Genomic DNA, 19,781 nt, shown 5'->3' on the forward strand with positions numbered 1-19,781 from the left:
GTTACATCAAGCGTTTATAAAGGTCGCGGTATGACTGCGCCGCCACGTGCCAGCTAAAGTCCATGGACATCGCCTGACGTTGCACATAGCGCCACAGGGATGGCCGGGACCACAAGACGAACGCACGCCGAATGGCGCGCAGCAGCGACCAGGCATTACTGTCTTCAAACACAAACCCGCTGGCGATGCCGTCCGCCAGGTTCTCCAGAGAGCTGTCGGAAACCGTGTCCGCTAGCCCGCCGGTGCGCCGCACCAGCGGCAGCGTGCCGTATTTCAGGCCATAAAGCTGCGTCAGGCCGCAAGGCTCGAAGCGGCTCGGCACCAGAATGACGTCCGCGCCGCCCATGATGCGGTGTGAGAACGCTTCGTGATAGCCAATCTGCACGCCCACCTGACCGGGGTGTTCCGCCGCAGCGGCCAGGAAGCCCTCCTGCAGAACCGGATCGCCCGCGCCGAGCAGCGCCAGCTGGCCGCCCTGCTCCAGCAGCCCCGGTAGGGCTTCCAGCACCAGATCCAGCCCTTTCTGGCTGGTCAGGCGGCTTACCACCGCAAACAGCGGCACTTTGTCGTTAACCTTCAGCCCCATCGCGATTTGCAGCTGGCGCTTGTTCTCCGCCTTGTCTTCCACCGAATCGCGGTTGTAGCGGGACGTCAGCAGCAGGTCGGTTTCCGGGCTCCAGATCTTCTCATCAACGCCGTTGAGAATGCCCGAAAGACGGCCCTCACGGTGGCGCTGGCTCAGCAAGCCTTCCAGGCCATAGCCAAACTGCGGCTCGGTGATTTCTCGGGCATAGGTGGGGCTTACCGCCGTAATGTGGTCGGCGTAGTACACGCCCGCCTTCAGGAAGGAGATCTGCCCGTTAAACTCCAGACCGTGCATGTTATAGAACGACCATGGCAGATCGATGTCATTCATATGATGGGCATAGTACATGCCCTGATACGCCAGGTTATGGACGGTAAACACCGATTTCGCCGGATGACCGCGCGCCGCCAGATATGCAGGCGTGAGACCGGCATGCCAGTCGTGGGCGTGAACCACGTCCGGACGCCAGAACGGATCCAGCCCCGTCGCCATCTCCGCCCCGACCCAGCCGAGCAGCGCAAAGCGCAGTACGTTGTCGGTATAGGCGAACAGGTTAGTGTCGTGATACGGGCTACCCGGTCTGTCATACAGATGCGGGGCGTCAATCATGTAGATCCCGACGCCGTTGTAGTGACCGAAGAGCAACGTGATGCGCCCGGCGAAGGTGTCGCGTCGCGTCACCACCTGAGCATCAGGGATCCCCCGTCGAATATCCGGGAAGGCAGGCAACAACACGCGGGCATCCGTTCCCACAGCAATCTGCGCTGCAGGTAACGCCCCAAGGACATCTGCCAACCCACCGGTTTTCAGCAGCGGGAACATCTCAGAACAGACATGTAAAACCTGCATTATCGCTCCTGTTTGATCTGCAGTTTTCGCAGCATTTCGCGTGTGACCAACACGATCCCTTCTTCTGAGCGGTAGAACCGACGTGAATCCTCTTCCGCGTTTTCGCCTATCACCATGCCTTCGGGAATAACGCAGGCACGGTCAATAACACAGCGACGCAGGCGACATGAGCGCCCGACCCACACATCCGGCAGCAGCACCGCCGAGTCGATATTACAGAACGAGTTCACGCGCACGCGCGGGAACAGCACCGACTGCACCACGACCGAGCCGGAGATAATGCACCCGCCAGAGACCAGCGAGTTCAGCGTCATCCCGTGGCTACCGGAACGGTCCTGCACAAACTTCGCCGGCGGCAGGGATTCCATATGGGTACGGATCGGCCAGTTTTGATCGTACATATCCAGCTCTGGCGTAACGGAAGCCAGATCCAGGTTCGCTTTCCAGTACGCCTCTAAGGTTCCGACGTCGCGCCAGTACGGCTCGGAATTCGGGTCGGATTGCACGCAGGAGAGCGGGAAAGGATGCGCAAAGGCCATGCCAGCCCTGGTGATTTTCGGGATGATGTCTTTGCCGAAGTCGTGGCTCGAGTTTTCGTCTTTGTCGTCTTCTTCCAGCAGTTCGTAGAGGTAGTCAGCATCAAAGATATAAATCCCCATGCTGGCGAGCGATTTGGTGTCGTCTCCCGGCATGGTCGGCGGGTTCGCCGGTTTTTCAACAAAGTCGATGATCTTGTCGTCAGTATCCACGTGCATCACGCCAAACGCCGTCGCCTCGGCAACGGGCACCGGCAGACACGCCACGGTGCAACGCGCCCCTTTTTCGACGTGGTCGATCAGCATGTGGGAGTAGTCTTGCTTGTAGATATGGTCCCCGGCGAGGATCACGATGTACTCCGCGCCGTAGCGGCGGATAATATCGAGGTTTTGCGTGACCGCATCCGCCGTGCCGCGGTACCAGTTTTCACCGTGAACACGCTGCTGCGCCGGAAGCAGATCGACAAACTCGTTCATCTCTTCACTGAAGAAAGACCAGCCGCGCTGAATATGCTGCACCAGGGTGTGGGACTGGTATTGCGTGATCACGCCAATGCGGCGGATACCGGAGTTAAGGCAGTTGGAGAGCGCAAAATCGATAATACGGAACTTACCACCAAAGTGAACGGCCGGTTTGGCGCGCTTGATGGTCAAATCTTTGAGACGTGTACCACGCCCACCCGCGAGTATCAGGGCAACCGTTTTTAAGGGGAGCTGGCGTGCCAACATCAACGGATCGTTCTTCTCTAATCTAACCATGACTAACTCCTTTTTTATCATCTTGGAATACGCACACTCCATGTGCAGGCCCGTGCCAGACAGCCATAACTACCGGATTGTCCGCTCCGGCAAAGGGGGGAATGGCGCGCCACTCTCCGTCAGGTAAAACAATCTCTGCGACGTCGTCCGTCGCGTTCAGCGCAATAAGCCATCTATCCGAAAGCAGGATTTGCAGGCGTGGTGCGCCGTGTTGCCACTCTTGTGCGCTTAAGGGCTGCGCATTCTGATTGAGCCAGCGAACGTTCCCGTCGCCCTCTTCCCACCAGCGGTCGGCGGTCAGGGCGGGGATCTGCTGGCGAAGGTGGATCAGCGCAGCGGTAAAATGGGTTAAGCCGCTATTCGCTTCACGCCAGTCAAGCCAGGTTAAGGCGTTGTCCTGGCAGTAGGCATTGTTATTACCGTGCTGGCTGTGACCGTGTTCATCACCCGCCAGCAGCATCGGTGTGCCCTGCGACAACAACAGCGTTGTCAGCAGCGCATGAACGCTGTCGCGTCGCCGCTCGATAACGTCAAGGCTACCGCCTAATCCTTCTATACCATGGTTAAAGCTATGGTTATTGTTAGTGCCATCGCGATTCTCTTCGCCGTTTGCCTCATTGTGTTTCTGATTGAAACAAACGCAGTCGCGCAGGGTAAAACCGTCGTGCGCCGTCACCAGGTTAATGGTGGCGGAGGGCAATTTGCCGTCGCGACGAAAAAGATCGTCTGAACCTGCAAACCGTCCAGCAAATTCACCGAGCGACAGATTTCGCTCCAGCCAGAAACGCCGTGCGGCATCGCGATAATGATCGTTCCACTCGGCAAACAGCGGCGGGAAATTGCCAACCTGATAGCCGCCCTCACCGATATCCCACGGCTCGGCAATCAGCTTCACCGTTGAGAGCACCGGACAGTTTCCGATGGCCTCAAACAGCGGCGCCTGCGGGCTGAAGGCCGGCGTGCGCCCCATGACCGGGGCCAGGTCAAAACGGAAACCGTCGACGTGAAACGTCTCCACCCAGTACTTCAGGCATTCGTGCGCGAAATGCATTACCGCCGGATGGCTGAGGTTCAGGGTGTTACCGCAGCCGGTCCAGTTTTCGTAATCGCCATCGTCCCTGATCCAATAATAGCTACGGTTATCAATTCCGCGCAGGGAGAGCGTCGGGCCGTCGAGATCGCTCTCGGCGCTGTGGTTCAACACCACGTCCAGAATCACCTCAATGCCTGCCCGATGCAGCGCTTTCACCGCATCGCGAAATTCATCCCGTGCCTTTGTCGGATCGGCGGCATAGCGTGGGTCAAGCGCGAACATCGCCAGCGGGTTGTAGCCCCAGTAGTTGCTCAACCCAAGGCGCTGCAGGCGCGGCTCGCTGGCGAAATGCGCCACCGGCAGCAGCTCCAGCGCAGTGATCCCAAGATGCTTCAGATAGCCAATCATCTCGGGATGGGCGAGTGCGCGGTAGGTGCCGCGGATCTCTTTGGGGATCGACGGATGCAGGTACGTCAGGCCTTTGACGTGGGCTTCGTAAATTACGGTGTTGCCCCACGGCGTACGTGGCGGCGCATCGTCTTCCCAGTCGTAGAGATAGTTAACCACCACGCTTTTGGGCGCGATCGGCGCGCTGTCGCGATGGTCGGGCTCGTCATAGCCGACGTGGAATATCGGGTCATCCTTAAACTCGCCGTCCACGCGGTGCGCACAGGGGTCAATCAGCAGCTTCGCCGGGTTAAACCAGTGCCCCTGCGACGGGTCCCAGGGGCCATGCACGCGAAAACCGTAGTGCATACCGGCCCGTCCACCGGCCAGATAGCCGTGCCAGATATCGCCGGTGCGCGACGGCAGGTCGTAGCGGTGTTCGTTACCTTCACCGTCAAACAGGCAGAGTTCGACCCGCTCGGCGTGCGCAGAAAAGAGGGTGAAATTCACGCCCTTTCCTTCGACGCTCGCGCCGAGCGGTTCGGGTTTACCTGCCGTGAGCTGCGTCATTCCCCCTCCCGGACCAGCCAGATGGTGGAGAGCGGCGGCAGCGTCAGGCTCAGCGAGTTCGGACGCCCGTGGCTTTCATATTCATCGCTCTGCACCAGGCCGCCGTTTCCGGCGTTGCTGCCGTGATAGTGCATCGAGTCGGTGTTGAGGATTTCTCGCCATTTACCCGGCTGGTTAATACCGAAGCGATAATGTTCGCGCGGCACCGGCGTGAAGTTGCTGGCGACGATGATTTCGTTGCCCGCCTTGTCGCGGCGCACGAAAACGAACACCGAGCGTTCGTGGTCGTCCACCACCAGCCATTCGAAACCGTACGGATCGAAGTCCAGCTCGTGCAGCGCCTTGTGGTGGCGGTAGGTCAGGTTGAGATCGCGCACCAGACGCTGAACACCGTGGTGCCAGTTATCCCCGCCCTCCAGCAGATGCCAGTCCAGGCTGGTGTCGTGGTTCCACTCGCGGCCCTGCGCAAACTCGTTACCCATGAACAGCAGCTTTTTACCGGGGAAGGCAAACAGCCAGCCGTAGTACGCGCGCAGGTTGGCGAACTTCTGCCACGCGTCGCCCGGCATACGGTCGAGAATCGATTTTTTGCCGTGAACAACCTCATCGTGCGACAGGGGCAGCATGAAGTTTTCGGTGTAGTTGTAGAGCAGCCCGAAGGTGAGTTTGTCGTGATGATGCTGGCGGTAGACCGGGTCGAGCTTCATGTAGTCGAGCGTGTCGTGCATCCAGCCCAGGTTCCACTTGTACCAGAAGCCAAGGCCGCCCATCGCCGGCGGACGGGAGACGCCGGGAAAATCGGTGGACTCTTCCGCCATGGTGACGGCACCTTCAACCTGCTCGCCAAGAATGCGGTTGGTGTTGCGCAGAAACTCAATGGCTTCGAGGTTCTCGCGCCCGCCGAATTCGTTCGGGATCCACTCGCCCTCTTTGCGGCTGTAGTCGCGATAGATCATCGACGCGACCGCATCGACGCGCAGGGCATCAATGCCGAAACGCTCGATCCAGTACAGGGCGTTGCCCACCAGGAAGTTGGTCACTTCGCGGCGACCATAGTTGTAGATAAGCGTGTTCCAGTCCTGGTGATAGCCTTCGCGCGGGTCGCTGTGCTCGTACAGCTTTGTGCCGTCGAAATCCGACAAACTGAATTCATCCGACGGGAAATGGCCCGGAACCCAGTCGAGGATCACGTTCAGCCCGGCGGCGTGCGCGGCATTGATGAAATAGCGGAAGTCATCCCGCGTGCCGAAGCGGCGGGTCGGCGCATACAGCCCGGTAGGCTGGTAGCCCCAGCTGCCGTCGAACGGGTGCTCGTTAATCGGCAGCAGTTCCAGGTGGGTGAAGCCCATCCATTTGGCGTAAGGCACCAGCTGATCCGCCAGTTCGCGGTAGCTGAGCCAGAAGTTGTTATCGGTGTGGCGTCGCCAGGAGCCAAGATGCACTTCGTAGACCGATATAGGCGCATCAAAGCGGTTCGCCTGCTTGCGCTCTTCGCTTTGCACGATTTTTTCCGGCAGGCCGCAAATCATCGAGGCGGTGTCCGGGCGCATCTGCGCTTCGAAGGCGTACGGGTCGGCTTTAATGCGCAGCTTGCCGTTCGCGTCGATCAACTCAAATTTATAGAGCTGACCGTTGTGCGCACCGGGGATAAACAGCTCCCAGATGCCCGTTTCACGGCGCAGGCGCATCGGATGGCGACGACCATCCCAGTAGTTGAACTGCCCGACGACGGAGACACGCTGAGCGTTAGGCGCCCAGACGGCAAACCGCGTGCCGGTGATGCCATCCATCGTGTCGGCGTGCGCGCCCAGCGTTTCATACGGACGCAGGTGGGTGCCTTCTGACAGCAGCCAGGCATCCATCTCTTTGAGCAGCGGCCCAAAGCTGTAGGGATCGTCAATCAGGTTTTGCTGGCCGTGCCAGATGACGGCAAGCTGATAGCGAAAAGGGTTTTTACGGCGGGGCATTACCCCGGAGAAGAAACCGCGCGAGTCGAGACACTCCAGTTTCCCCACCTTGCGGCCGGTTTTGGGTTCAATCACCCATACTTCAGTGGCGTCTGGCAGCAGTGCACGGACTTCCAGCCCTGCCTCTGTACGGTGCATCCCCAGCACAGAAAAGGGGTCAGCAAAATGACCCGCAATAAGCGCATTAATCACGTCTCTCGAAATACGATCGGACATGGTGTTCATCCTGTTTTTTTTATGTCGCCCTTTTTACGCGCTCCGGGACGACTTTTGATGTGACCTTGAACGGTGCAGCACATCCTCTCTGCTCCGCCCTACCCTCAGGTGAGAAATAAATCTTCCTTAAAGCATAGCCAACGACGTGGTTCCTCCAGATAAAAAATAAGACATTGGCGTATTACTCCCTGTAGTACGCAAAAAAAAGGGGTGAAAATCACCCCTCGTCTTTAACAAATTATTACGCCAGCTGGCGCAACATGCGGCGTAGCGGCTCGGCGGCGCCCCACAGGAGCTGGTCTCCCACGGTGAACGCGGAGAGGAACTCCGGCCCCATGTTGAGCTTACGCAGACGGCCAACCGGCGTGGTGAGCGTGCCGGTGACGGCCGCCGGGGTCAGTTCGCGCATGGTGATGTCGCGATCGTTTGGCACCACTTTCGCCCACGGATTGTGCGCGGCCAGCAGTTCTTCCACGGTTGGAATGGACACATCTTTTTTCAGTTTAAGGGTGAATGCCTGGCTATGGCAGCGCAGCGCGCCAACGCGCACGCACAGACCATCGACCGGGATCGCCGACGTGGTGTTGAGGATTTTGTTGGTCTCGGCCTGGCCTTTCCACTCTTCGCGGCTCTGGCCGTTATCCAGCTGTTTGTCGATCCACGGGATCAGGCTCCCCGCCAGCGGAACGCCGAAGTTATCAACCGGCAGGTCGCCGCTGCGGCTCAGCTGAGTGACTTTACGCTCGATATCCAGAATGGCCGATGCCGGGTCTGCCAGCTCGCCTGCGACGTGCTGATGCAGCTGGCCCATCTGCGCCAGCAGTTCACGCATATGGCGCGCACCGCCGCCGGAGGCCGCCTGGTAGGTCGCCACGGACACCCACTCCACCAGGTCTTCTGCGAACAGGCCGCCCAGGGACATCAGCATCAGGCTGACGGTACAGTTACCGCCGACAAAGGTTTTCACGCCGTTGTTCAGGCCGCGCGTAATGACATCCTGGTTAACCGGATCGAGAATAATAATGGCGTCATCTTCCATGCGCAGTGACGAGGCCGCGTCAATCCAGTAACCCTGCCAGCCGCTTTCACGCAGCTTTGGATAGATTTCGTTGGTATAATCGCCGCCCTGGCACGTGACAATAATGTCGAGCGCCTTCAGCGCTTCCAGATCGTAAGCATCCTGCAACGTGCCTGTGGTACCCCCAAAGGACGGTGCAGCCTGGCCGAGCTGGGAAGTGGAGAAGAAGACCGGGCGAATGGCGTCGAAATCGCGCTCTTCCACCATGCGTTGCATGAGTACAGAGCCGACCATACCGCGCCAACCGATAAAACCAACGTTTTTCATAGCTATTATTTCCTGCTGAGGGTGTGTGCTGTTTGTGCAAACCAGTATTCAACTGGGATATGCTTCACATTACAAAATGCTGCCAAAGTCGCAAGCGAAATTAATCGATGATAGCCCTGCAATCAGAAAAGCAGCTAATCATGAGAATAACCATATAAACATTCAGGGATAACGCACCATGAGCGAAATCATTTCCGCCGCGGTTTTATTAATCTTAATTATGGATCCACTCGGCAACCTGCCCATCTTCATGTCGGTGCTGAAACACACCGAGCCGAAGCGTCGCCGGGCGATCATGATCCGCGAGCTGCTTATCGCGCTGCTGGTGATGTTTATCTTCCTGTTCGCCGGAGAAAAGATCCTCGCCTTCCTGAATTTACGCGCCGAAACGGTCTCGATTTCCGGCGGGATTATTCTGTTCCTGATCGCCATTAAGATGATTTTCCCCAGCGCCGAAGGCAACAGCAGCGGCCTGCCAGCGGGTGAGGAGCCGTTTATCGTACCGCTCGCCATCCCGCTGGTGGCCGGACCGACAATTCTGGCCACGCTGATGCTGCTGTCGCATCAATATCCAAACCAGATGAGCCACCTGGTGATTGCCCTGCTGATCGCCTGGGGCGGGACGTTCATCATCCTGCTTCAGTCGTCGCTGTTCCTGCGCCTGCTGGGTGAGAAAGGGGTGAACGCCCTCGAACGCCTGATGGGGCTGATTCTGGTGATGATGGCAACACAGATGTTCCTGGACGGAATCCGGGCGTGGATGAAGGGGTGATCGCTACCCCTTTTTCTATCTCTTTGAGAAATATATTAAACAGTTCTTAACAAGCGCATAAATAAATCTAAGATCTCGCACGAGGCAGGATAGTTAGAATTCCCCTTTCAGGATGACATTCTTTAAGGGATTGGCCTCATGCACTACGAGTTTTCAAGCGAAGCGTCCTGCCCGCTCGTGCTTATCTCCCTCTCGACAAATGAGGAAGTGAACATTGAACGCGGCTCAATGGTGTTTCACAACAACAAAGTTTCCATTACTGGCCGGATGAATCAAAACGGGTCCGGCTCCTCAGTGGGTGGCATTATCCGGGCCGCCGCCCGGTCGTTAACCAGCGGAGAGAGCTTTTTTATCACTACCGCGAAAGGGACGGCCCCGGATGGCCTCATTGCGATAGCGCCAAAGTCGGTGGGTAATATCAAAGCGCTTGAGGTGGGTAAAACGTCGTGGAGGCTGAATGACGGCGTATTCCTCGCCAGCGACAGTACCGTCACCTGTAACATGAAAATGCAACCCCTTACCCTGAGAAGTGCGGTTTTTGGCAGCAACGGCGGTCTATTTATTATGGAGACGTCGGGGACGGGAACCGTGCTGGTGAACAGTTTTGGGGAAATAGTCGAGCTCATGCTGGACGGTCAGGACACACTGGTTGTCGACAACATCCACGTGGTCGCCTGGGAAAACACCCTCTCTTATGAAATTAAAACGGCGTCGGGACTGATGGGCTGGAAAACCGGTGAAGGTCTTGTGAACGTCTTTACCGGCTGCGGCAGACTCTTGATTCAGACCAGAAATACGGGTGAGTTTGTTAACACCCTGCTGCCTTATTTGCCGAAAAAGTAACGGCACCGTCTTAAGCCCGGCAGCAGCGCTACCGGGCTCACGGTTAACTCAACAACGAAAACGCAATCATCCCGACAATCGCGCCCGTGGTGCCGAGGATGGTTTCCATCAGCGTCCAGGTCTTGAGGGTTTGCGCTTCGGTCGCGCCGGTAAATTTACCGAACAGCCAGAAGCCGGCGTCGTTAACGTGAGACACCACGATAGACCCGCCCGCGATACAGATAGAGAGCGCCGCCATCTGCGCGCCAGAGTAGTTCAGCTGTTCAATCACCGGCATCACCAGACCTACCGCCGTTAAGCACGCCACGGTCGCAGAGCCCTGGATGATACGTACCGCAGCCGCCAGCACGAAGCAGGTCACTGCAATCGGCAGGCCCATGCCCGTCAGCGCTTCGCCGAGTGCCGGGCCGACGCCGGAATCCACCAGCACCTGCTTGAACACCCCGCCTGCGCCGATCACCAGCAGGATAATCCCCGCAGGTTGCAGCGCCGCGCCGCAGATCTCCATCACCCTGTCTTTCGGCATGCCCTGACGCATCGCCAGACCGTAAATTGCCACCAGACACGCCACCAGGATCGCGGTGAAGGGGTGACCGATAAACTCAAACCACTCGTAGGCGGTAGACCCTTCCGGCACGAAACGTGCGGCGATGGTTTTCAGGCCAACCAGCACCAGCGGAAGCAGGATCAGCGACAGGCTGAAGCCGAAGGACGGCATTTTGCCTTCGCCAAGGTGCGGCTCGGTGATGTCATCCGGAATGTGCAGCTCAACGTAGCGGCTGATGAAGTTACCCCACAGCGGCCCGGCGATAATCATCCCCGGGATGGCCGCGCACAGGCCGATCAGGATCATCCAGCCGAAGTCGGCGTGCATCTGGGAGGCCAGCAGCATTGGCGCAGGCCCCGGGAGCAGAAACGCCGCCGCTGCCGCCACGCCCGCAAACAGCGGAATGACCAGCTTCACGAGGTTAGTGCCGGTGTGGCGCGCCATCGAGAACGCCACGCTTATCAGCAGCACAACGGCTACCTCAAAGAACAGCGGCAGCGCGCAAATCAGGCCCGCCAGGCCAATGGCATAGTGCGCACGGCTGTGGCCGAAGGATTTCAGCATTTTGACGGCAATCTGGTCGACCGCGCCCGTCTCGTGCAAAATCTTGCCGAACATCGCGCCCAGCGCCACCACAATCGCCAGGAAGCCCAGCGTGCCGCCCATCCCTTTTTCCATCGTCGCGGCGATTTTATCGAGCGGCATACCGGAAAAGAGACCAGCACCAATAGACACCACCATCAAAGCAACAAAGGCGTGCATACGCGCCTTCATCACCAAAAACAGCAGCAGCAATACCGAGCCTACGGCTGTCAAAACAAGCGTTAATGTACTCAAAACTTACTGCCTTTTAGTAATAACCTCGATGGTGCTGGCGACAACACCGTCAAGCGGTTGATCGATATCAACCACCAATACGTCCTGCTCGTCCGCACCCGGCTCCTGCAACGCCTCGAACTGCGTTACCAGCATCTGGGTTTTAAAGAAGTGGCCTTTACGCGCTTTCAGACGGCTTTCAATCACCTCGAAATCGCCCTTCAGATAGATAAACGAAAGGTTCGGGTTGCCGTCACGCAGCAGGTCACGATAGGTTTTTTTCAGGGCGGAGCAGACAATTAAAGACACTTTGTTGGTGCGCTGCATGGCAAAAGCGGCGTCGTTCAGCGCCTGCAGCCACGGCTTGCGATCGTCGTCGTTCAGCGGCTCGCCTGAGGCCATTTTCATGATGTTGCTGCGCGGATGGAGGAAGTCGCCATCAAGAAACGCCGCATGGAGTTGATGCGCCACTTCGCTGGCCACGGCTGATTTACCGCTACCGGAAACGCCCATCAGGACGTAAACGTGGTGATCATGATTAGTCGTGCTCAAAGGGTGTCCCTCAGTCAATTGTTACGGGTAACAGTTATCGGTAACATTGTCCTGCCGGGACTTTAGAGAAGCAATATCCAAACGTGCGCGAAGTAAATAAGTGTGAGCTACTTCAAATTTGTCAGCTTAAATAGATCCACCCGGTGACAAGGTGAAACCTAAATCTAACATTTTAGGGGTAACCACCTCGCCACGAATGCGCGCCAGCAGGCGTTCTGCACCAATGCGGCCCATGCGTTCACGCGGCGTCAGGACGCTGGCCAGACGCGGCTCCATCACCTGCCCGATATCGTGGCCGTGGAAACCGGCAATCGCCATATCACGCGGGATGGAAAGGCCCAGACGCTGACACTCGAACGCCGCCCCAACCGCAAGGTCATCGTTGGTGCAGAATATACCGTCCAGTTGCGGATACTCACGTCGCGCCTGACGCATCAGCTCAATGCCCGAGGTGTAGGAGGACGACTGCTCCACCATCACGCTGTACGGGGTTAAACCGGCGTCGAGCATCGCCTGCTCGTATCCCTTCTGTTTGATGATAGTACGTTCATCCAGACGCGCCCCCAGGTACGCCACGTGGCGATGTCCGCGCGCAATGATGGCGGCGGTCATCTGGCGAGCCGCTTCGAAGTTATCAAAGCCGACGGCAATGTCGAGACACGGCGACTGGCTGTCCATCAGCTCCACCACCGGAATACCGGCCACTTCAATCATTTTGAGGGTCCGCGGGGTGTGAGTACGTTCCGTTAAAATCAGGCCGTCGATGTTCCAGGAAAGCATCGATTCAAGACGTTCTTCTTCCAGTTCAGGCTTGTACCCATAGTGGGCGAGCATGGTCTGATAACCGAACGCATCGGTTACGCTTTCGATACCGCGCAGCACTTCGGCAAAGACCTGGTTGGTCAGGGAAGGAAGCAGGACACCCACCGCACGGCTGGTAGCATTGGAGAGAATATCGGGTGCGCGGTTGGGGATATAACCCAGTTCATCAAGGGCAGCGGCAATCTTGCCACGCAACGCCACGGAAACCTGTTCCGGGTTACGTAGAAAACGGCTGACCGTCATTTTGGTCACACCGACGCGATCGGCGACATCCTGAAGTACGGGGCGTTTCTTTTTCATCGTCCTGAGAAATCTTGAAGTGAGAGATTTTCTCAGTTTATCACGGACAAAGCTCAACCTTCCCCGATTAAAGGGAAGGTTGAGAAATTATTTATACTGGCGGCAGGTCGAAAAGCAGAATTTCGCTTTCGCCATCGGCGTGAACGGAGATCGCCTGCTCGTCCCAGATGGCCAGGCCATCCGCCGTTGTCGCTTTGGTGCCGTTAATGGTGACGTCACCTTTCACCACCTGGATCCACACGCGGCGGTTAGCGGCAATCTGATGGACGGACTGCTCATCTTTCGCCAGCGCCCAGCGGTACAGTTCCATATCCTGGTGCACCTTCAGGGAACCTTCACGCGCATCCGGAGAGAGCACCAGCTGTTTGCCCTGTTTAGCGTCGAAGCGGCGCTGCTCGTAACGCGGCGTGATGCCGGTTTCTTCTGGAATGATCCAGATTTGATACAGGTGCAGTTTTTCCGTTTTGCTCGGGTTGTATTCCGAGTGACGCACACCGGTACCCGCACTCATTATCTGGAACTCACCGGCCGGAACCTGCTCTTCGTTACCCATGCTGTCTTTGTGCGCTACGGCACCTTCGAGCACATAGGTCAGGATTTCCATGTCTTTATGCGGGTGGGTACCGAAGCCCTGGCCTGCGTCAATCACGTCGTCGTTGATCACGCGCAGTGCCGAGAAGCCCATGAAATTCGGATCGTAATAGTCGGCAAACGAGAATGAATGCCATGAGTCCAGCCAGCCATGATTCGCGTGACCACGTTCGTTTGCTTTGCGTAAGTAGATCATTGTTTTCACCCTCAGTTCGTTTCGATGGAGTAAGTGTGGACGCAAACGGTCTGGGATCATAGAGGGTGAAAATTGACTCCTCTGTACAAAATATTTGAACGAGTTCAGAGGAGGCTTTTCAGCTTATTTCGCGAGGGTTACCGTGGCAGGTGATGCCTGCTCAAAGGCGCGTTCCAGGATCTCCAGGTTCGTGAGTACGTCAGATTCCTTAACGTAATTCGGCGCGCCGTTTGTGAGAGTGTCATACAGCGCATCGTAGACGCGGCCATAGTCGCCTGATTCCGGGGCCCACTCTTCCCGAACCGTCACGCCGTCGTCGTTGACGTACTCGAGCACGCCTACGGAATCATCCGCCGCAAAGCCCGGCTCACCCGGCATGATGTTGGCCTTCAGGCTGGTCTCCTGCTGGTCAATACCGTATTTGATAAACGAGCCTTTAGTGCCATGGACGATAAATTTCGGGTAGTCGATTTTCACCAGATGGCTGGTTTTGACGATGGCCTTGAGATCGCCAAAGAACAGCTGCGCTTCAAAGGTGTCGTCCGGGTTGGCCTTATTGCGCAGGCTGCGGATGTCATAAGCCACGTGATCCGGGCGACCAAACAGGGAGATTACCTGGTCCATGGTATGCACGCCCAGGCCATAGAAAGAGCCATCCTGCGGCAGGCCAGGTTTGGTTTCCGCAACCGGGCGGTAGTAGTCAAAGTGACTTTCGATTTCGACAATCTCGCCGAGCTTGCCGCTTTCAATCGCTTTTTTGGCGGTGAGGAAGCAGCTGTCAAAGCGGCGGTTTTGATACGGCGTGACGGTTAGCCCTTTGCTTTTCGCCAGCGCGAACAGTTCTTTTGCTTCCGCAATCGTCGGGGTAAAGGGTTTTTCCACCAGCACGTTTTTGCCCGCCTCCAGCGCGCGTTTCGCGTAGTCGAAATGGCTGTCGGCATGGGTACAGACGATCACCAGTTGGACCTGCGGATCCGTTAACACCTCATCAAGATCGCTGGTGAAATGAATGTGGGAATACTGAGGCGACTGCTCTTCCGGCTTCGCGCTGCGGCGATAGATGTGCGCCACGTGCCAGGTGTCTTTACGATTGAGAACATACGGAAGGTGATAGCGAGTGGTGCTTTTTCCAAATCCAATAAATGCGCAATGTAGTGTCATGGCTCAGTCCTTTTGGAAGGTTATTGAGTGCAACCATAGCGCAAGTTTTGCCCTCACCCCAGCCCTCTCCCACGGGGAGAGGGGGAAAAAGACAAAAAAAAAGCCAGCGAGACGCTGGCTAAAGTAATACTGGAAGCAATGTGAGCAATGTCGTGCTTTCAGGTTCCCGTAGCGGTCTTCCTGAATGCAGAGCAATAATAATCATTCTCATTCGCACTTGTCCAACACTTTTTGCAAAAAATAGCGATTGACTCAAATTTTAAAGTCATTGATGTTGGAAGGGACTTTTAACCCCCCTGAGGAACAAGGAATGAGTGAGATAGTGATACGCCACGCTGAACAGAAAGATATCGACGCGATTCGTCAGATTCACGCCCAGCCGGAGGTGTACCACAATACCCTACAGGTTCCTCATCCTTCGCTCGAAATGTGGCAGATGCGGCTAGGCGACCAGCAGGGTATTAAGCAGCTGGTTGCCTGCATTGATGATATCGTGGTTGGGCATCTCACCATTGATGTCGCCCAGCGCCCTCGCCGAAGCCACGTCGCCGATTTTGGTATTTGTGTGGGCGCAAAGTGGCACAACCGCGGCGTAGCCAGCGCGCTGATGCGCACCATGATCGACATGTGTGACAACTGGCTTCGCGTTGACCGCATCGAACTAACGGTGTTTGTGGATAACGAACCGGCGATAGCCGTGTACAAAAAGTACGGGTTCGAGATTGAAGGTACCGGCAAGCGCTACGCCCTGCGCAACGGCGAGTATGTGGATGCGTATTATATGGCGCGGATGAAGTAGTTTGTTGCCGAGTGGCGGCTTCGCCTTACCCGGCCTACGTTCGTGCCGTTGTAGGCCCGGTAAGCGCAGCGCCACCGGGCAACACAATCAATACCCCGCCGTCAAATCATCCACCGACCGCGGGTCCGATGCGCCGAACAGCACGCCGTCCGGCCCGACCATAATGCTTTGCGTACTGCCCATCGCCTCTTTTACCGCCACCTTCTGCCCGCGTTGTTCCAGCAGTTTGAGAGTGTCCGGGCTAAAGCCCTTCTCAACGCGCAGCTCGTCCGGCAGCCACTGATGATGGAAACGCGGCGCATTGGTTGCTTCGGCGACGTTCATCCCAAAATCGATGCTGTTGACCACCATCTGCAGCACGGTGGTGATAATACGGCTCCCGCCCGGGCTACCAGTCACCAGCCAGGTTTTGCCGTCTTTCACCACGATGGTCGGTGACATAGACGACAGCGGACGCTTCTTCGGCCCGACGGCGTTGGCATCGCCGCCCACCAGCCCGTAGACGTTCGGCACGCCCGGTTTGGCAGAGAAGTCATCCATTTCGTTGTTCAGCAATATGCCGCTGTTCCCCGCCACAATGCCGGTGCCGAACGTGGTGTTAAGCGTGTAGGTCACCGCCACGGCGTTACCGTCTTTATCCACCACCGAGAAGTGGGTAGTCTGATTGCTTTCATACGGGGCCAGCTTGCCGGGGCGGATTTCGCTCGACGGTTTAGCCTTGTTAATGTCGATCTCATCGGCAATGGATTTGGCATAAGCTTTGTTGGTCAGCGCCTGCCACGGCACCTTCACGAAGTCCGGATCGCCGAGGTATTCCGAGCGGTCGGCGTAGGCGCGTTTTTCCGCCTCGGCCATCACCTGCATGGCGTCTGCGCTGCCGAAGCCGAACTTGTGCATATCGAAGTTTTCAAGAATGTTGAGGATCTGCACGATGTGAATACCGCCGGAGGACGGCGGCGGCATGGAGAAGATCTCATAGCCGCGATAGGTGCCGCTAATCGGCTCGCGTTCAACCGCTTTATACTCCGCCAGGTCCGCTTTGGTGATAAGCCCACCGTTCTTTTGCATCTCATCGGCTATCTGGTCGGCAATCGCCCCTTTGTAGAAGGCATCCGGGCCGTTTTCCGCAATCAGCTCCAGGCTTTTTGCGAGGTTCGTCTGCACCAGTTTGTCGCCCTTCTTCAGCGGCTCGCCGTCCTTCCAGAAGATGGCTTTGCTGTTTTCATGATGGGGGATCACTTCGCTGCCGTAGGTTTTGAGATCGTCGGCCAGGGCATCGTTTACCTCAAAGCCGTCACGCGCCAGCGCAATCGCAGGCTGCACGACTTTGTTCAGCGGCAGCGTGCCGTATTTTTCCAGCGCCAGCGAGAAGCCCGCCACGGTGCCGGGCGTGCCGGTTGCCAGGTGCGAGGTCAGGGACTTTTTACCGTCCGGGTTACCCTGCTCGTCGAGGAACATATCCCGGGAGGCCTGATTCGGGGCCATTTCACGGAAGTCGATAGCGGTGGTTTTGCCGTCTTTCGTGCGCAGCATCATAAACCCGCCGCCGCCCAGGTTGCCCGCCTGCGGATGCGTCACCGCCAGCGCGTAGCCCACCGCAACCGCCGCATCCACCGCGTTACCGCCCTGCTTGAGAATATCGACGCCCACCTGCGTCGCCAGCGCATCCACGGAAGCCACCATGCCGTGGGTTGCCCGCACGGGATGAAAAACATCTTCCTCGACGCCATAGGAGACGGGCGGAGCCGCCGGTGGGTTGGCCGCCACGCTAAACGTGCCGCCAGCCATCAGCGCAGCGATCGCTACCCAGCGCAAAAACGTTGGTTTCATCATTATTGTTCTCCAGGTGAAGGGGTCCATATTCCCCGCTTAAGCCTGGTTCACAACTCTTAAAAAATCATCGTTCTGGCGGAATCAGAGTAAACTTAAGAGAAGCCTCAAAAGGAGGAGACAACCATGAAACGCTTACTGATTCTGACAGCGCTACTGCCATTCGCCGCGCTCGCACAGCCACTGAATACCCTGAACAACCCGAACCAGCAGGGCTACGTTATTCCGAGCCAGCAGCGTATGCAGACGGAAATGATGAGCCAACAGCAGCAGCAAAAAGGGATGCTCAATCAGCAGCTGCGTACCCAGACCCAGATGCAGCAGCAAAATCTGCAAAACCAGATGAATACCAATACTCAGCGAATTCAGCAGGGCCAGGTGCGCGAGCAGCCGCTGCAAAACAACAGCGGCGGCATGTTGGGCGGGGGAAATACCCTGAACAGCGGCCAGCAGCACATGCTAACGCCGCAGTCGAACGGCAGTATGCTTAACAATCCGCAGAACTAAAGTTCGGGCCTATCCGGTCGATCGCATCGGTGCAGATGCTGTCCACGCCCCAGCGCAGCAGTTCGGCTGCACGCTGGGGCGTGTTGACGGTGTAGACCAGGATATGCAGACCGGCCTGTTTCAGCTCTCTGACCCGCGCCTCATTCAGCAGCCTGTGGTTGAGATGAATTGACACGCAGCCGAGACGGGTGGTGAGCGCGCGCCAGTCGTTACGCCACTTATCCAGCAGCAGGCCGCGCGGCAGTTCCGGCACGGCGGCCTGGGCAGCCTCAAGCGCGTCGATATCAAATGACGACAGCAGCGGCGCGGTCATCCCTTCCCATAGCTCACGCGCGGCCAGCGCGATCGCTTTGCCTGTTAGCGGCCCGGTGCCGGTAGTCGGTTTGATTTCGATGTTAGCCATCATCCTGTGCGTCCGGCAGCGGTCCGCCACGTCCGCCAGGCGCGGTAGCGGTTCCCCCCTGAAGTCGCTGCTGAACCAACTTCCGGCGTCCACCTTCAGCAGGTCTTGCCACGGCAGATCGCCCGCCACGCCCCAGCCGTTGCTGGTGCGCTCGAGGTTGTCGTCGTGCAGCAGGAAGATTTCGCCGTCTTTCGACAGTTTGGCGTCAAACTCGATCATCGTATGGCCGAAACGCGCACCGGTGTCGATGGCCGCCAGGGTGTTTTCGGGTGCCAGTTTGCCGCCGCCACGGTGGGCGACGATGTGGGGATAAGGCCAGTTACTCATATACGTTGTCCTGTTTCACCGTCAAATATGTGCAGGTGATTTTCCGGCAGATGCAGCCACAGCGTGCTGCCTGCTTTCGGGCGTTCCTGATGTGCAAGACGCACCACCAGCTTTTGCTCGCCCCAGCGTCCGTGCGCCAGGTTGTCGGCGCCCAGCATCTCCAGCGTGTCCATGACCAGCGGCACGCCACCCTCCGCCTGAGAGCTTAACCCAATGTGCTCCGGGCGGATACCGAGCGTCATTTTACGCCCGGCGTAGCCACGATAGTACCAGTTGACTGGCAATGCCATCCCGCTGTCCAGCTCGAAGTGGGTTCCCGCACTGCTGATGCGCCCGTCCAGCAGGTTCATCGCCGGGCTGCCGATAAAGCTCGCCACAAAGCGGGTGGCGGGCTTTTCATAGACCTCCACCGGGGTGCCAATTTGCTCGGCAACGCCTTTGTTCATCACCATCACGCGCTGGGCGAGGGTCATCGCCTCGACCTGATCGTGGGTCACGTACAAAGAGGTGGTTTTCAGGCGGCGATGGAGCTGCTGCAGCTCCAGGCGCATCTGCACGCGCAGCTTAGCGTCGAGGTTGGAGAGCGGTTCATCAAACAGGAACACCGCCGGATCGCGCACGATGGCGCGCCCCATCGCCACGCGCTGACGCTGGCCGCCGGACAGCTCGCGCGGGCGGCGTTTCAGCAGGCCGTCCAGCTCCAGAATGCGCGCCGCCTCTCTCACGCGCTCCGCGATGTGGCCTTTGCCCATGCCGCGAATTTTCAGCCCCCAGGCCATATTCTCTTCCACGCTCATGTGCGGATAGAGCGCGTAGTTCTGAAACACCATCGCGATGCCTCTGTCCTTCGGCTCCTTCTCGGTCACGCGCTGGCGGTCGATCCAGATATCGCCGGAGGTCACGCGCTCAAGCCCCGCCACCATGCGCAGCAGCGTTGATTTACCGCAGCCGGAGGGGCCGACCATCACGATAAACTCCCCGTCCGCCACGTCGAGAGTCAGCGGTTGAATGACCTGGGTTTTGTTATCCCAGCTTTTGGAAACTGCCTGAAGTTTAAGTCCTGCCAT

17 protein-coding genes are annotated in these 19,781 nt (G+C 57.7%); 4 read left to right on the top strand and 13 right to left on the bottom strand.

Annotated features, from left to right (window positions below; genetic code table 11):
- Window position 1: 1 nt before the first annotated feature.
- The 5 genes from glgA to asd all read right to left on the bottom strand — a co-directional run bounded on the left by glgA (window position 2) and on the right by asd (window position 8,248).
- Window positions 2-1,435: a glycogen synthase GlgA gene (gene glgA / locus QLG21_RS04585; protein ID WP_137903721.1), complete on the bottom strand. Its 1,434-nt coding sequence runs from the start codon at window positions 1,433-1,435 to the stop codon at window positions 2-4.
- Window positions 1,435-2,730 (bottom strand): glucose-1-phosphate adenylyltransferase, encoded by a 1,296-nt coding sequence (gene glgC, locus QLG21_RS04590; RefSeq protein ID WP_137903722.1) that lies wholly within the window; start codon window positions 2,728-2,730, stop codon window positions 1,435-1,437. Before glgC ends, glgA begins: the two co-directional genes overlap by 1 nt.
- The gene (gene glgX, locus QLG21_RS04595; RefSeq protein WP_282483956.1) at window positions 2,723-4,720 is read right to left on the bottom strand and encodes a glycogen debranching protein GlgX; all 1,998 of its coding nucleotides are present in this window, start codon (window positions 4,718-4,720) and stop codon (window positions 2,723-2,725) included. Before glgX ends, glgC begins: the two co-directional genes overlap by 8 nt.
- Complete coding sequence (gene glgB / locus QLG21_RS04600; protein WP_282483957.1) at window positions 4,717-6,903, bottom strand: 1,4-alpha-glucan branching enzyme; 2,187 nt, start codon at window positions 6,901-6,903, stop codon at window positions 4,717-4,719. The genes glgX and glgB overlap by 4 nt, the downstream gene beginning before the upstream one ends.
- 241 nt (window positions 6,904-7,144) lie before the next feature.
- Complete coding sequence (asd, locus tag QLG21_RS04605; RefSeq protein WP_282483958.1) at window positions 7,145-8,248, bottom strand: aspartate-semialdehyde dehydrogenase; 1,104 nt, start codon at window positions 8,246-8,248, stop codon at window positions 7,145-7,147.
- Between the two features lie 178 nt (window positions 8,249-8,426).
- Between asd and yhgN the strand changes: the two genes are divergently transcribed.
- On the top strand, window positions 8,427-9,020 hold the full coding sequence (yhgN, locus tag QLG21_RS04610) for an NAAT family transporter YhgN (protein ID WP_101738424.1): 594 nt from the start codon (window positions 8,427-8,429) through the stop codon (window positions 9,018-9,020).
- Window positions 9,021-9,158: 138 nt separating this feature from the next.
- On the top strand, window positions 9,159-9,863 hold the full coding sequence (locus QLG21_RS04615) for a TIGR00266 family protein (protein WP_282483959.1): 705 nt from the start codon (window positions 9,159-9,161) through the stop codon (window positions 9,861-9,863).
- A 43-nt stretch (window positions 9,864-9,906) separates the two neighbouring features.
- On the opposite strand, the gene gntU is transcribed toward QLG21_RS04615, so the two are convergent.
- The 5 genes from gntU to QLG21_RS04640 all read right to left on the bottom strand — a co-directional run bounded on the left by gntU (window position 9,907) and on the right by QLG21_RS04640 (window position 14,848).
- Complete coding sequence (gene gntU / locus QLG21_RS04620; protein ID WP_282483960.1) at window positions 9,907-11,247, bottom strand: gluconate transporter; 1,341 nt, start codon at window positions 11,245-11,247, stop codon at window positions 9,907-9,909.
- 3 nt (window positions 11,248-11,250) lie between these two features.
- Complete coding sequence (gene gntK / locus QLG21_RS04625) at window positions 11,251-11,778, bottom strand: gluconokinase (RefSeq protein WP_042321647.1); 528 nt, start codon at window positions 11,776-11,778, stop codon at window positions 11,251-11,253.
- A gap of 126 nt (window positions 11,779-11,904) precedes the next feature.
- Complete coding sequence (gntR, locus tag QLG21_RS04630; RefSeq protein WP_006177920.1) at window positions 11,905-12,900, bottom strand: gluconate operon transcriptional repressor GntR; 996 nt, start codon at window positions 12,898-12,900, stop codon at window positions 11,905-11,907.
- 91 nt (window positions 12,901-12,991) lie between these two features.
- Complete coding sequence (locus QLG21_RS04635) at window positions 12,992-13,687, bottom strand: pirin family protein (RefSeq protein ID WP_006177921.1); 696 nt, start codon at window positions 13,685-13,687, stop codon at window positions 12,992-12,994.
- Between the two features lie 123 nt (window positions 13,688-13,810).
- On the bottom strand, window positions 13,811-14,848 hold the full coding sequence (locus QLG21_RS04640; protein ID WP_282483961.1) for an oxidoreductase: 1,038 nt from the start codon (window positions 14,846-14,848) through the stop codon (window positions 13,811-13,813).
- 310 nt (window positions 14,849-15,158) lie between these two features.
- Here QLG21_RS04640 and yhhY point away from each other — a divergent pair, with 310 nt between their 5' ends.
- A complete protein-coding gene (yhhY, locus tag QLG21_RS04645; RefSeq protein ID WP_006177923.1) occupies window positions 15,159-15,647 on the top strand; it encodes an N-acetyltransferase in 489 nt (162 codons plus the stop codon).
- Between the two features lie 87 nt (window positions 15,648-15,734).
- Here the strand turns inward: yhhY and ggt are convergent, their stop codons facing one another.
- Window positions 15,735-17,480: a gamma-glutamyltransferase gene (ggt, locus tag QLG21_RS04650; protein WP_282483962.1), complete on the bottom strand. Its 1,746-nt coding sequence runs from the start codon at window positions 17,478-17,480 to the stop codon at window positions 15,735-15,737.
- Between the two features lie 123 nt (window positions 17,481-17,603).
- On the opposite strand from ggt, the gene QLG21_RS04655 reads away from it, so the two are divergent.
- On the top strand, window positions 17,604-17,984 hold the full coding sequence (locus QLG21_RS04655; protein ID WP_058609769.1) for a DUF2756 family protein: 381 nt from the start codon (window positions 17,604-17,606) through the stop codon (window positions 17,982-17,984).
- Here QLG21_RS04655 and ugpQ read toward each other — a convergent pair.
- Entirely contained in the window at window positions 17,965-18,714 is a 750-nt protein-coding gene (gene ugpQ, locus QLG21_RS04660; protein WP_282483963.1) for a glycerophosphodiester phosphodiesterase, read from the bottom strand. The genes QLG21_RS04655 and ugpQ overlap by 20 nt on opposite strands.
- Window positions 18,711-19,781 (bottom strand): sn-glycerol-3-phosphate import ATP-binding protein UgpC, encoded by a 1,071-nt coding sequence (locus QLG21_RS04665; RefSeq protein ID WP_006177927.1) that lies wholly within the window; start codon window positions 19,779-19,781, stop codon window positions 18,711-18,713. Before QLG21_RS04665 ends, ugpQ begins: the two co-directional genes overlap by 4 nt.

Source organism: Enterobacter sp. V87_3 (assembly GCF_029967835.1).
Lineage (GTDB): Bacteria > Pseudomonadota > Gammaproteobacteria > Enterobacterales > Enterobacteriaceae > Enterobacter > Enterobacter cancerogenus.

What these genes read in the sequence shown, in the direction of transcription:
- QLG21_RS04640 (WP_282483961.1), bottom strand. Translation starts at nt 14,848, where the DNA reads ATGACACTACATTGCGCATTTATTGGATTTGGAAAAAGCACCACTCGC.
- ugpQ (WP_282483963.1), bottom strand. Translation starts at nt 18,714, where the DNA reads ATGAGTAACTGGCCTTATCCCCACATCGTCGCCCACCGTGGCGGCGGC.
- glgA (WP_137903721.1), bottom strand. Translation starts at nt 1,435, where the DNA reads ATGCAGGTTTTACATGTCTGTTCTGAGATGTTCCCGCTGCTGAAAACC.
- gntR (WP_006177920.1), bottom strand. Translation starts at nt 12,900, where the DNA reads ATGAAAAAGAAACGCCCCGTACTTCAGGATGTCGCCGATCGCGTCGGT.
- QLG21_RS04655 (WP_058609769.1), top strand. Translation starts at nt 17,604, where the DNA reads ATGAAACGCTTACTGATTCTGACAGCGCTACTGCCATTCGCCGCGCTC.
- yhhY (WP_006177923.1), top strand. Translation starts at nt 15,159, where the DNA reads ATGAGTGAGATAGTGATACGCCACGCTGAACAGAAAGATATCGACGCG.
- glgX (WP_282483956.1), bottom strand. Translation starts at nt 4,720, where the DNA reads ATGACGCAGCTCACGGCAGGTAAACCCGAACCGCTCGGCGCGAGCGTC.
- QLG21_RS04615 (WP_282483959.1), top strand. Translation starts at nt 9,159, where the DNA reads ATGCACTACGAGTTTTCAAGCGAAGCGTCCTGCCCGCTCGTGCTTATC.
- QLG21_RS04665 (WP_006177927.1), bottom strand. Translation starts at nt 19,781, where the DNA reads ATGGCAGGACTTAAACTTCAGGCAGTTTCCAAAAGCTGGGATAACAAA.
- ggt (WP_282483962.1), bottom strand. Translation starts at nt 17,480, where the DNA reads ATGATGAAACCAACGTTTTTGCGCTGGGTAGCGATCGCTGCGCTGATG.
- QLG21_RS04635 (WP_006177921.1), bottom strand. Translation starts at nt 13,687, where the DNA reads ATGATCTACTTACGCAAAGCAAACGAACGTGGTCACGCGAATCATGGC.
- yhgN (WP_101738424.1), top strand. Translation starts at nt 8,427, where the DNA reads ATGAGCGAAATCATTTCCGCCGCGGTTTTATTAATCTTAATTATGGAT.
- glgB (WP_282483957.1), bottom strand. Translation starts at nt 6,903, where the DNA reads ATGTCCGATCGTATTTCGAGAGACGTGATTAATGCGCTTATTGCGGGT.
- asd (WP_282483958.1), bottom strand. Translation starts at nt 8,248, where the DNA reads ATGAAAAACGTTGGTTTTATCGGTTGGCGCGGTATGGTCGGCTCTGTA.
- glgC (WP_137903722.1), bottom strand. Translation starts at nt 2,730, where the DNA reads ATGGTTAGATTAGAGAAGAACGATCCGTTGATGTTGGCACGCCAGCTC.